Below are 12,473 nucleotides of genomic sequence, written 5' to 3' on the forward strand. Positions count from 1 at the left end.
ACGCCATCAATGGTGCGCCGTGCCGGCTCCTCGATATTCAGGAGCTTCTGTCCGATTCCGGCCTGGGCCGGGAAATGCATGTCATTGTGGGCCAGGGGCAACTGGACCGGGTCCTGCACGCAACACCGGAAGATCGTCGTGGCTTCATTGAGGAAGCCGCGGGCATCCTCAAACATCGCCGGCGCAAGGAAAAAACTGTCCGCAAGCTCGAAGCCATGCAGGCCAACCTGGCAAGGCTCGGAGACCTCACCGCCGAAATTAGGCGACAACTCACTCCGTTGGGCAAACAGGCCGAAATCGCCCGCCGCGCCCAGACGGTCCAGTTCGATGTCCGGGACGCCAGGGCCCGCCTCCTTGCCGATGACCTGGTACAGCTCACGTCCAGCCTTGAGAAGGATGTTGCCGACGAAGCCGCCTTGAAAGAACGACGCCAAGTGGTGGAAGCGGAACTGGGAACCGGGCGCCGGCGTCAGGCTGCCCTGGAACAGCAGGCTGCCGAAGCAACCCCGAAGCTCAATGCCGCGCGCGATCACTGGTACCAGCTCTCCGCCGGCCGGGAGCGGCTACGATCCCTGGGCTCCCTGGCTTCTGAACGCCGCAGGCTCCTGGGGTCCTCGGAGGCTGCGGGTGAGACAGGCAGGGATCCGGAACAGCTGGAACGCCAGGCGGCCCGGGTCCGCGAAGAAGAGTCTGCACTGCAGCATGACATCCTGGCCAAGCAAGCCGCGCTTCTTGAAGCCACCGTAGCCAAGGACTCCGCTGAATCGCTGGCAGCCGCTGAGGACAAAAGGCTGACGGCCATGTTGCGCGCCGCAGCCGACCGCAGGGAAGGCCTGGCCAGGCTTGCGGGCCAGGTGGCCGCTGCCAGGTCCAGGGCCGAGGCTGCCGAAGCTGAACGGGGCCGGCTCAGGGAATCCCTCGCATCCGGCGATGAGCGTCGCCGGAAGGCCCAGAGCGAGTTCACTGCACTTGAATCCCAAGTGGCAGGTGTGGAGGACGGCGAAGAGAGCTTGGACGCCGACTATGAAAATGCCAATGATGTCCTGGACGCCGTCCTTGCCGAAATCGAGGAACTGAAGGCCGCGGAGCGGGAAGCTGTCCGCGAGAGGGATGCCTTGACGGCGCGCCGGGACGCCCTTCAACTGGGCCTCAACCGCAAGGACGGTTCCGGCGCCCTGCTTTCGGCAGAGGGCATCCTGGGGCCCTTGGCTGCGCTGGTGGCTGTTGAGCCGGGGTTCGAGGCCGCCGTCGCTGCTGCTCTGGGAAATGCCTCTGACGCCTTGGTGGTTGATAGCGCTGACAACGCACGGGCGGCCATCACGTCATTGAAAGACGACGACGCCGGGCGCGCGGCCTTGCTCCTGGCCGGCGACGTTGCCGGCGGTGCCGAAGCTCCCGCGGGGCTGTCGCTTCCCGCCTCCAGCCGCTGGGCTTCAGACGTCGTGAAAATTTCCGATCCCGCAGCCCAAGGTGCGTTGGCCTTGTTGGTGGGGACCGTCGTCGTCGATGATCTCACGTCCGCAGCAGTACTGGTCAAGGAACACCCGGACCTGAAGGCGGTCACGCGTGAGGGCGACGTTTTCACGGCCTTGACCGTCACCGGCGGTTCCTCCACGGCTCCGTCCCTGCTGGAGGTCCAGGCAGCAGTGGACGACGCCGGTGCCCGCCTCCAGGAGGTCACCGCCCGTTTGGAGCGTGGCCGCTTCGCCCTGGCCAACGCCCAGTCCCGCCGCGCCGAAGCGCAGGACCGGGCCGATGCTGCCTTGGAGCGTCTGCATGAGTCCGATGCCCGTCTGGCGGCCGTGGCCGAGCGCCTGGGCCATCTTAATTCCGTCCTCCGCAGCGCCGTGGGCGAAAGCGATCGGCTCGCCGCTTCCATGGCGAAGGCAGAAGCAAACATCGCCGAAGCCCAACTGGACCTTGAAGTTGCCGCGGAACGGCTTGCCGCCGCACAGGAGGCCCCGGACGAGGAACCATCCACGGATCAGCGCGACGAACTCGCCGCCCAGGCACGGATTGCCCGTTCCTTGGAAACAGAAGCCCGGCTGGCTCTCAGGACCGCGGAAGAGCAACTGGGAGCCATCAGCAACCGGGCCGCGTCCCTTGAACGGGCAGCTGCAACGGAACGGCGTGCCCGTGAAGAGGCAGCCCGCAGGGCGCAACGACGCCGTGCCCAGGCGCAGCGTGCGGCGGCTGTGGCGTCAGCGGTAGAGCAGGCGCTCCTCTTTATTGACGTCTCCGTGGAGCTTGCAAGCCGGCAACGCGATCTTGCAGAGCAGACGCGGGGGCGGCTGGAGACGGAACTGACTCAGGTCCGGTCCGGCAACGAGGCGCTCGCCCGGGAACTGGCTGAGCTGACGGATTCCGTGCACCGGGACGAGATGGCACGGACCCAGCAGCGCCTTCGAATCGAGGCGCTCGAAACACGTTCCATTGAGGAACTGGGACTCTCGGCCGAACAACTCGTTGCCGATTATGGCCCCCATCTCCCGGTTCCAGTGCCTGCCGGAGCCACCGCCGACAAGTGGGCTGAACTCAGGGCTCCCGTGGACGAGCATGGCGAAGCGATCATTGAAGGCACTCCGTTCGTCCGGGCGGAGCAGGAAAAGAGGCTTAAAAAGGCTGAGCGGGAGCTGGCCGCATTGGGCAAAGTGAACCCTCTGGCGCTGGAGGAGTTCGCCGCCTTGGAGGAACGGCATCAATTCCTGAGCTCCCAGCTCGAAGACCTCAAATCCAGCCGCAAAGACCTCCTGGACATCATCAAAGAGGTGGACGCCCGGGTCCAGCAGGTCTTCGCCGAAGCGTTTGCCGACACGTCGGCCCAGTTCGATCACGTCTTTGCCCGGCTTTTCCCCGGCGGCGAAGGCAAGTTGGTACTCACGGATCCCGATGACATGCTGACCACGGGCATCGAAGTGGAGGCCAGGCCTGCAGGCAAGAAGATCAAGAGGCTCTCTTTGCTGTCCGGCGGTGAACGTTCCCTCACGGCCGTGGCACTCCTGGTAGCAATTTTCAAGGCCCGCCCATCGCCGTTCTACGTCATGGACGAGGTGGAAGCTGCACTGGACGACACCAATCTGGGCCGGCTCATCACCATCTTCGAGGAATTGCGTGAGTCCAGCCAGCTGATCGTTATCACACACCAGAAGCGCACCATGGAAGTGGCCGACGCCTTGTACGGTGTGACCATGCGTGGCGACGGTGTCTCCACCGTCATCAGCCAGAGGCTCGGTGCCGGGGCGTAGCTTTATGAGAAGGTAGGGGAGTGAACGATTTCCTACCCATAATTCTGTCCATTCTCGCTGCCCTCGTGGTGGTCGGCGGACTCGTACCGGTTCTTTTGAAGGCCCGGAAGTCCGGGGCGAAGTACCCTGGAACCCGGGATGCCAATGACCCCCTGCAGTCGCCGGCAGCGGGCGGCGGAACCCTGGTGGAAGACCGCCCGGACGCGGTGAAGTCCCCGGCTCCCACTTTCGATGGAACCGTCGAGGATACCGATGTCCCGGATGACGCGGCCGGGCTCGAAACCATCGCGATTGACACTCCCGCGCCGGTGGAAGGCAGGCTTACCCGCCTTCGCGCCCGCCTGATCAAGTCCAATAACATTCTGGGCAAGGGCCTCCTGGCTCTCTTGTCGGGCGACAAGATCGATGAAAACGTTTGGGACGAGGTTGAAGAGACGCTCCTCCTGGCCGATCTTGGCACCGAACCCACCATGCAGTTGGTCGATGCCCTGCGCGAACGCGTCAAGGTTCTGGGCACCCGCAGCCCTGAAGATGTCAAGGCGATGCTGCGTGAGGAGCTCATCAAGCTGGTGGATCCCGGCATGGACCGTTCCCTGAACGTTGAGCGCAAGGGCGACCGTCCCGCCGTCGTGCTGGTTGTTGGCGTGAACGGCGTCGGCAAGACCACCACCGTGGGCAAGCTGGCACGTGTGCTGGTTGCCGAAGACAAGGACGTCCTGCTGGGCGCAGCCGACACCTTCCGCGCTGCGGCCGCCGAGCAGTTGGCCACCTGGGGACAGCGTGTTGGAGTTCCCACCGTCAAGTCCGACATCGACGGCGCCGACCCCGCCTCCGTGGCCTACGAAGCCGTGAAAGCCGGGATCGACCAGGAAGTCGATGTTGTCATGGTGGATACCGCAGGACGCCTCCAGAACAAGACCGGCCTGATGGATGAGCTCGGCAAAGTTAAGCGCGTCATTGAGAAACTGGCTGAGGTGGACGAGGTCCTGCTGGTCCTGGACGCCACCACAGGACAGAACGGCCTCAACCAGGCACGGGTGTTCGCCGAAGTGGTGAACATCACCGGCATCGTGCTGACCAAGTTGGATGGAACCGCCAAGGGCGGCATTGTGGTGGCCATCCAGAAGTCGCTGGGTGTCCCGGTGAAGCTCATTGGCTTGGGCGAAGGCCCGGATGACCTTGCACCGTTCGACGCCGAAAGCTTCGTGGACGCGCTGCTCAACTAGCGCACCCGCACCCGCACCCGTATCCGGCTGGCCGGCAGCAGTGGTGGTCCTGACACCCGGGAGCACCACTGCCGTCGGTCAGTTTTTGGGTTTAAGGGGTTCCCGGGCCGGCAGCCACGCCACGGCGGTGAGGAGGAGCACGCCTCCGGTGATGCCGAATGCCCAACCATAGCCGAGGCGGTCGGCGATCAGGCCGGCTACAACCGGGCCGATGATGGCGCCCGTGTCCGCCGCCATCTGGAAGACTGCCAGTACCTTGCCACCGGAACGTCCCCTGCCAATGACGTCAGCGACTGCGGCTTGCTGGGCAGGACCCAACAAGCCGGACCCGAACCCGGCAACGGCTGAAGCGATGAGGAAGCCCGTCAGGTCCGTGGTCAGGCCGATGAAGCCTGTAGACACAGCCGTGATGACCAGCCCCGGGATCAGCAGCGGCTTCCGCCCCCAGGCATCGGCCAAACGTCCGGAAAAGGTCAACGCCAAGGCATTACCCACGGCAAAGATGGCCAAAGCCCACGCAGCCGTCTCAGGTGCGGATTGCAGGACAGCCACGGCAAACAGGGGAATGGTGGCCATGCGGACGCCGAACGTCACCCAGCCGTTGCCGAAACTCGAGAAGACCGCAGCGCGGTAGGCCGAGTCCGAGAGGGCTTCCTTCAGGGTCATGGCCGGTGCCGGAGCAGCGTCTTCGGCGGCATTGCCCTCGCCGCTCAGCATGGTACGGACCACCAATGCGGCTATGAGAAGTGCTCCTGCGTACGCCAGGAAAGGTACCCGGAGACCGAAACCGGCCAGGAGGCCGCCCACTACCGGACCCAGCACGCTGCCGATCAGGAAGGCAGAGGCGTAAGCGCCGGACACCCGCCCGCGCCGTTCGGGAGGTGCAAGGCGAATCAGCAATCCCATGGCGGCAACAGTGAACATCACCGAGCCGGCACCGCCGAGGCCCCGGAAGATCAGCAGTTGCCAGTAATCCTGGGCAAACGCGCACGCCGCCGTGGACACGGCCACAATCAGCAAACCGGACACGTAGACGTTGCGTTCTCCAAAGCGGCCGATCAAGGCGCCACCCGCCGGAGCAAACACCAGGCGCATGAACGCGAAGATGCTCACGATCACCGCGGCGGCGGTAGCGCCGACGTCGAAGGTGGTAGCGAACTGCGGCAGCACGGGCGCCACCAGCCCGAACCCCAGGGCGATCAGGAACGCTGCGGCCAACATCACCTTAATATCGCGGGGCAACGGTGCTTTCTCCTGCCTGATCCTTGGAGCTTTGACGGATCTGGGCGTCTCGGTCATACGGGGCGGGTCCTTAGCGGTGGTGGAGGGCCATGGAGGCCGGATGGTCAAAAGTTGGGTATTTCCGGAGAAGTCCGACGCCTGAAACATATCCGTAACACCGGAGATATGCACCATTTACGTTGGGGAGGTTGTTGTAACCGGCGCGCAATATAAAACCCGAGCAGGTGAAACACGGCGGCACAAAACTCTTAAGCAGGACGCAAACGGCGTCAGGACAGCGGTTGAACCGCAGATCTAGCAAGAGAGGAACGTGCACCATGGAACTTACCGCAGGTCACGTATGGGTCATGGTGGCGGCGGCGCTTGTGCTGTTCATGACACCTGGTCTGGCATTTTTCTACGGCGGCATGACACGCGCCAAAGCAGCCTTGAACATGATGATGATGAGCTTCATCTCCATCGGCATCGTGGGGGTCGTCTGGGTACTGTGGGGCGCCTCAATGAGCTCCGGCGAAGGCTTCATGGAGATCGTGGGCAACCCGTTCGCTTCCTTCGGCCTGATGGGAGTTGAAACCACTCCGGACGCCATGATCAAGATCGGCTACGCAGCCACTTTCGCCATCATCACCGTTGCCCTCATCAGCGGCGCGATCGCTGACCGGGCCAAGTTTGGTGCTTGGAGCATCTTCGTTCCGGTCTGGGTCACCCTGGTTTACTGCCCGCTGGCCTACATGGTCTGGGGCGGCGGGCTGTTCGGGCCTGAAGGTGCGATCGGCAAGGCCCTCGGCCCGGCCATCGACTTCGCCGGCGGCACCGTTGTGCACATCAACGCAGGCGTCGCGGCATTGGTCCTGGTCCTCATCATCGGCAACCGCCGCGGCTTCGGCAAGGACCCGAACCACCGTCCCCACAACATCCCGTTCGTCATGCTCGGCGCTGCAATCCTCTGGTTCGGCTGGTTCGGTTTCAACGGCGGCGCAGCAACCACCGCCGAGCAGGCAGGCCTTATCTGGATCAACACCCTGGCAGCCCCGGCAGCAGCCATGATCGGCTGGCTCATCACCGAACGCATTCGTGACGGCCACCCGACCTCGCTCGGCGCAGCATCAGGTGTCGTAGCCGGTCTGGTAGCCATCACCCCGGCCTGTGCAAACGTAGACCCCATCGGCGCCCTCGGCCTGGGTGTCGTGGCCGGTGTTGCCTCGGCCCTGGCAGTTGGCCTGAAGTTCCGTTGGGGCTTCGATGACTCCCTGGACGTTGTGGGCGTCCACCTCGTCTCCGGCATCATCGGCACCGTGGCATTGGGCTTCATCGCCAAGTCCACTGACGGAGTCGGCGGCGGCCTCTTCTACGGCGGGGGCTGGACCCAGATGTGGGCACAGCTCGCAGCGGCCGGCATCGCCATTGCTTTCTCGGCCATCATGACGGCCATCATCGCCTTCGCCATCCACAAGACCATGGGCTTCCGGGTTTCCACGGAGCAGGAGAACGTTGGCGTCGATCTCAGCCTCCACGCTGAGACGGCCTACGAGTTCGGAGTCAACGGCCACGGTGGCAGTTTCCAGCCGCTGCACAATGCGGTGACAGGAAAGTCCGACCCCGCCGCAGCCAAGGCCCCCGCAGAAGGCAAGGAGAGTGTCCAGGCATGAAGCTCATCACAGCGATCGTCCGTCCCGAAAAGCTTGAAGCAGTCCGGGAAGGCCTCGAATCATACGGGGTCCAGGGCCTGACGGTCAGTGCAGCCAGCGGCTACGGACGGCAGCGCGGCTACACGGAGGTGTACCGCGGAGCAGAATACAACGTGGATCTGCTGCCTAAGATCCGCATCGAAGTACTGGCCACGGACGAGCAGGCGGATGACATCCTGGATGTCCTCATCGCCAGTTCAAATACAGGCCGTGCCGGAGACGGCAAGGTGTGGACCGTGGACGTCTACGAAGCAGTACGGGTCAGGACCGGCGAGCGCGGCGCAGCCGCGATCTAAGTCCTCAACTCCACATGAAGCGGGCCGGGTACCAGTCAAGGTACCCGGCCCGCTGTTTTGTTCTCTTTGTCCCGGCTTTACTCCACGACGCCGGTGGGCCAGTCCGCCGGCCCCGCGCTGCCGGCGTCGTACTCTTCCAAGGGGACGCTGCCGCTCTCCCAGGCGCGGACGACCGGCTCGATGATCCGCCAGCAGTCCTCTGCGGTATCACCGCGGACGGACAGGAGGGGGTCGCCGTTGAGGATGCCTTCCAATACTTCGCCGTACGGCAGCATTCCGGCTGCGTTCAGTTCAGTCACCAGGCTGGCGCGATCCAGGGTGAAGATGTCGCCGGGGCCATTGACGTCCACGTCGAGCTGGAGCACATCAGGACCGAATCCGATCCGCAGCTGGTTGGGGGAGTCCACGCCGGAGAATCCCCGCGGCAAGTGGGGCACGGGGCGGAAGGTGATGATGGCTTCTTTTCGCCTGCGTCCCATGGCCTTCCCGGAGCGCAAAATGAACGGGACGCCCTTCCACCGCCAGTTCTCGATCTCCACCTGAACCTCTGCGAGTGTTTCGGTATTTCGTGCCGGGTCCACACCTTCCTCGGTGGCATAGTCCGGTATCTTCCGTTCGCCGAGGGTTCCCGCTGTGTAGCGCGCACGCCGTGTCGAGCCGGCGTAAGGGGCCTTGATGCTGCTGGCCCTCAGGACGGTCGCTACGGCGTCACGGAGGTCGCGCTCTTCAATGGTTGCCGGGGCATCGATGGCCAGGAACGCCATGATGTGCAGGAGATGGCTCTGGACCATGTCCCTCAGTGCCCCCGCTGTGTCGTAGTAGCGGGCACGGCCCTCAAGGGCGAGGTCCTCATCGAAGATGACTTCCACTTTTTCGATGTGGTCGCGGTTCCACACCGGCTCCAGGAACCTGTTGGCGAACCGAAGCCCCAGGATGTTCAGTACCGTGGCCTTCCCCAGGAAGTGATCCACCCGGTGGATGTGGTCTTCGGGGACCAGGGCGGCCAGCGTCTTGTTCAGTTGGTGCGCAGACTCGGTTCCCGAGCCAAAAGGCTTCTCCATGACCAAGCGTGTACCGGGAGGCAATTGATCTTTATGCAGTACCTCGCAGGCCTTCTGGCTGACGTGCGGCGGGAGGGCGAAGTAGATGGCAACCGGCCCCTCCAAGGTCGAGAGCAGGTCCGCCAGCGGGCCGTCTGCCGTGACATCAAGCTGGTGGTACTCCGTGGCACCGGCCACGTTTGCCAAAGCCGCCCGGCCGTCGTCGTCGGCTGTACCCGCGGCCGCCGTGAAAGCCGCGTGAACCCGTTCCCGCCACTGTTCAAGGGTCCAGGGATCCGAGCCTGCACCTGCCAGCCGCAATCCGGGTGCCTTGCCGGAAGCCAGCAGTCCGGCGAGTCCAGGCAGCAGGAGCCGGCCTGTCAGGTCCCCGGACGCGCCGAGGATGAGCAACGTTTTTACAGTTGTTTTACTGGTCACTGTGCCAGCATGCCATCTTGCAGGTCCGACTTGGTACCCTAGATAGTCGAGTCCCCTAGTCGATTCAGATTTGTTGGGTTGAGACATGTTTGCTGGGGGCAATCGTCAAGACTGTGGTGTGCCGCATTGGCCGCCATTCGCAGACCATCGAAAGAAGTGCACGGCGCGTGTTCAATTCACTCTCTGACCGGTTGACAGCAACCTTCAAGAACCTTCGTGGCAAGGGCCGCCTCACTGAGGCTGATGTTGATGCCACAGTCCGGGAGATCCGCCGCGCCCTGCTGGACGCGGACGTCGCAGTATCCGTGGTCCGTGAGTTCACTGGCCGTGTGCGCGAGCGCGCATTGGGCGCCGAAGTTTCCGGTGCCCTGAACCCGAGCCAGCAGATCGTCAAGATCGTCAACGAGGAACTCGTGGAGATCCTTGGTGGTGAGACCCGCCGTATCCGCCTGGCTAAGACCGGCCCCACCATCATCATGCTCGCCGGCCTCCAGGGTGCAGGTAAGACCACCCTCGCCGGCAAGCTGTCCAAATGGCTCAAAGCCCAGGGCCACAGCCCGATGCTCGTGGCCTGCGACCTTCAGCGTCCCAATGCAGTCACGCAGCTCCAGGTGGTTGGCCAGCGCGCGGGCGTGCCCGTGTTCGCTCCGCACCCCGGTGCCACTTCCGAGCTGGAGCACCCTGCCGGGGACCCCGTAGCCGTCGCGAAGGCCGGTGTTGAGGAAGCGCGCCAGAAGCTGCACGACGTCGTAATCGTTGACACCGCCGGCCGCCTCGGTGTCGATGCCGAAATGATGGATCAGGCCCGCCGCATCCGCCAGGCGATCATCCCCAACGAAGTTCTCTTCGTCATTGACTCCATGATCGGCCAGGACGCTGTCAACACGGCGATGGCGTTCGATGAAGGCGTCAACTTCACGGGCATCGTGCTGTCCAAGCTCGACGGCGACGCCCGCGGCGGTGCTGCGCTTTCGGTGGCCTCGGTAACCGGTAAGCCGGTCATGTTCGCGTCCACCGGTGAAGGCCTGGACGATTTCGAACTCTTCCACCCTGATCGCATGGCCTCCCGCATCCTGGACATGGGTGACGTCCTCACCTTGATCGAACAGGCTGAGAAGGCGTGGGACAAGGATGAAGCGGCCCGGATGGCGAAGAAGTTCGCCGACCAGGAAGACTTCACCCTGGACGACTTCCTGGCCCAGATGCAGCAGATCCGCAACATGGGCTCCATGAAGAAGATGCTCATGATGATGCCGGGTGCGCAGAACATCCGTCAGCAGCTGGAGAACTTCGATGAGAAGGAGATCGACCGTGTCGAGGCAATCGTCCGGTCCATGACGCCGCACGAGCGCGTAGCTCCCAAGATCATCAACGGCTCACGCCGTGCCCGTATCGCCAAGGGTTCCGGCGTCCACGTGTCCGAGGTCAACGGCCTGTTGGAGCGGTTTGCCCAGGCCCAGAAGATGATGAAGAAGCTTGCCCAGGGCGGCGGCATGCCGGGGATGCCCGGAATGCCTGGCCTTGGCGGCCCGGGCGGAGGACGCAAGGGCGGCAAGAATGCGCCCAAGAAGAAGGCTCGTTCCGGCAATCCGGCAAAGGCCGCACAGGAACTGCGGGATGCCGAAGCCAAGCGGGCGAACGCAGCCTCGGCAGCGCCGTCGGGTGCGGCTTTCGGACAGGGCGCGGCGGACTTCGACCCCTCTTCGCTCAACCTTCCCAAGGGCTTCGAGAAGTTCCTCGGCAAATAGGCTGTGGCCGGCATCCCAACCGCGTTTGCAGTTGGGATGTCAGGGCCGTGGAATAGGCTGAACCAATGCATAAGCAGCGCGTAGTCTTCGTTCACGGCCTGGGTAGTTTCGGTGCTGCTGCCTGGCCGAAACAGCACGGCATGGCCCTTGCCTATGACGCGCTGTTCCTGCGCCGGCACGGCTTCGACGCCGCTGCCGAACCATTGGAATCGAGCGTCGCCGCTGACGTTGCCATTGTCATCAATGCCCTCGCGGATTCGGGCGGCGGCCATGTGGTTGCGCACGAGCAAGGTGCCATTTCCGCCATGCTTGCAGCTATCGAGCGCCCGGACCTTGTGTATTCGCTGAGCCTGGTTGAGCCTGCCTGCCTGTCCCTGACTGCCGAGCTTCCAGCCACCGCATCCCACCGTGCCCTCATGGGGCCGCTGTTCGATGTCCGCAACCAGCTCAACGATGCCGATTACCAGCGTGAGTACTACCGCCGGGCGTTCTCTGCCGAGACCGGGGGATTGGATTCTCCCGAAGCCCGGCGTTCAGCCCGCAGGCTCAGGCTCCAGGCCCCGCCATGGGATGCTCCGCTGCACATTGTCCCCGGCGTCCCCACCTTGGTACTCACTGGCGGGTGGGAACCCCTCTACGAGGAAATTGCCGGGTATCTCCAGGAGACCGGCGCCCTCCGCCGGGTAGCAGCGGGAGGGCACCGGCCCCAGGACTCACTGGACGGAGATCACATTATCCGTTCGTTTGTTGCGGACGTCAGGCGGGCCATGTCAGTCCAGGCTTCCTGAACCGGCCTCAACTGCGGTGGGGACCTGAAGTTCCGGCAAATAGACTTTTCCACCCGAGGCCAGGAATTCCTGGCTCTTCCCGCGCATGCCGCTGTACATTTCCGTGATCGCTGCTTGTGCATCCGCTGATCCGTATTCGTCCCGGATGTCCTGGCTGATGCGCATCGAACAGAACTTGGGGCCGCACATGGAGCAGAAATGGGCGGTCTTGGCAGGTTCTGCCGGCAACGTTTCGTCGTGGAACGCTTCCGCCGTCTCCGGATCCAGTGAGAGGGCAAACTGGTCGCGCCAACGGAACTCGAACCTGGCCTTGGACAGGGCATCGTCGCGTTCATGGGCCCCGGGATGGCCCTTGGCGAGGTCGGCGGCATGTGCTGCGATCTTGTAGGTGATGACGCCCGTTTTCACGTCATCCTTGTTCGGAAGGCCCAAATGTTCCTTGGGCGTCACATAACAGAGCATGGCGGTTCCGTATCTGGCGATCTCGGTGGCACCGATGGCTGAGGTGATGTGGTCATAGCCAGGGGCTACATCGGTGACCAAAGGTCCCAAGGTGTAGAACGGAGCTCCCTTGCAAAGTTCCTGCTGCCGTTCCACGTTCTCCCTCACCAGGTGGAACGGCACATGGCCCGGTCCTTCCACCATCACCTGGACATCGAATTCCCACGCCCGCTGCGTCAGCTCGGCCAGGGTGTCCAATTCGGCAAACTGGGCGGCATCGTTGGCGTCGGCGATCGCACCCGGTCGCAGGCCGTCGCCCAG

9 protein-coding genes are annotated in these 12,473 nt (G+C 63.7%); 6 read left to right on the forward strand and 3 right to left on the reverse strand.

The features are described 5' to 3' along the window. Positions 1-3,245: chromosome segregation protein SMC (smc, locus tag HP499_RS13435; protein ID WP_172324547.1), on the forward strand; the 3,245-nt coding region annotated here is incomplete at its 5' end. 20 nt (positions 3,246-3,265) lie between these two features. Further along, on the forward strand, positions 3,266-4,471 hold the full coding sequence (gene ftsY, locus HP499_RS13440) for a signal recognition particle-docking protein FtsY (protein WP_172324548.1): 1,206 nt from the start codon (positions 3,266-3,268) through the stop codon (positions 4,469-4,471). A 78-nt stretch (positions 4,472-4,549) separates the two neighbouring features. On the opposite strand, the gene HP499_RS13445 is transcribed toward ftsY, so the two are convergent. Beyond that, positions 4,550-5,770 carry an MFS transporter gene (locus HP499_RS13445; RefSeq protein ID WP_172324549.1) on the reverse strand — a complete coding sequence of 407 codons (1,221 nt, stop codon included), beginning with the start codon at positions 5,768-5,770 and terminating at the stop codon, positions 4,550-4,552. Positions 5,771-6,030: 260 nt separating this feature from the next. Here HP499_RS13445 and HP499_RS13450 point away from each other — a divergent pair, with 260 nt between their 5' ends. Both HP499_RS13450 and HP499_RS13455 read left to right on the forward strand, forming a co-directional pair. Next, entirely contained in the window at positions 6,031-7,362 is a 1,332-nt protein-coding gene (locus HP499_RS13450) for an ammonium transporter (protein WP_172324550.1), read from the forward strand. Beyond that, positions 7,359-7,697, forward strand: a complete 339-nt coding sequence (locus tag HP499_RS13455) for a P-II family nitrogen regulator (RefSeq protein ID WP_011775128.1) — start codon at positions 7,359-7,361, stop codon at positions 7,695-7,697. The genes HP499_RS13450 and HP499_RS13455 overlap by 4 nt, the downstream gene beginning before the upstream one ends. Before the next feature lie 77 nt (positions 7,698-7,774). Here HP499_RS13455 and HP499_RS13460 read toward each other — a convergent pair whose 3' ends face one another. Continuing rightward, a complete protein-coding gene (locus tag HP499_RS13460) occupies positions 7,775-9,175 on the reverse strand; it encodes a glucose-6-phosphate dehydrogenase (RefSeq protein WP_309138392.1) in 1,401 nt (466 codons plus the stop codon). Between the two features lie 167 nt (positions 9,176-9,342). Between HP499_RS13460 and ffh the strand changes: the two genes are divergently transcribed. Then, positions 9,343-10,923 carry a signal recognition particle protein gene (gene ffh / locus HP499_RS13465; RefSeq protein WP_091550278.1) on the forward strand — a complete coding sequence of 527 codons (1,581 nt, stop codon included), beginning with the start codon at positions 9,343-9,345 and terminating at the stop codon, positions 10,921-10,923. A gap of 65 nt (positions 10,924-10,988) precedes the next feature. Further along, positions 10,989-11,711 carry an alpha/beta fold hydrolase gene (locus HP499_RS13470; protein WP_172324552.1) on the forward strand — a complete coding sequence of 241 codons (723 nt, stop codon included), beginning with the start codon at positions 10,989-10,991 and terminating at the stop codon, positions 11,709-11,711. On the opposite strand, the gene HP499_RS13475 is transcribed toward HP499_RS13470, so the two are convergent. Beyond that, the coding region (locus tag HP499_RS13475; RefSeq protein ID WP_172324553.1) for a phosphomethylpyrimidine synthase ThiC at positions 11,694-12,473 on the reverse strand (780 nt) is incomplete at its 5' end. The genes HP499_RS13470 and HP499_RS13475 overlap by 18 nt on opposite strands.

Source organism: Paenarthrobacter sp. CM16 (genome assembly GCF_013179505.1).
In the GTDB taxonomy this organism is placed as follows: domain Bacteria; phylum Actinomycetota; class Actinomycetes; order Actinomycetales; family Micrococcaceae; genus Arthrobacter.

Bases quoted from the DNA above. Each gene is read 5' to 3' on its own strand.
- HP499_RS13455 (WP_011775128.1), top strand. From the start codon at position 7,359: ATGAAGCTCATCACAGCGATCGTCCGTCCCGAAAAGCTTGAAGCAGTC.
- HP499_RS13445 (WP_172324549.1), bottom strand. From the start codon at position 5,770: ATGACCGAGACGCCCAGATCCGTCAAAGCTCCAAGGATCAGGCAGGAG.
- HP499_RS13470 (WP_172324552.1), top strand. From the start codon at position 10,989: ATGCATAAGCAGCGCGTAGTCTTCGTTCACGGCCTGGGTAGTTTCGGT.
- HP499_RS13450 (WP_172324550.1), top strand. From the start codon at position 6,031: ATGGAACTTACCGCAGGTCACGTATGGGTCATGGTGGCGGCGGCGCTT.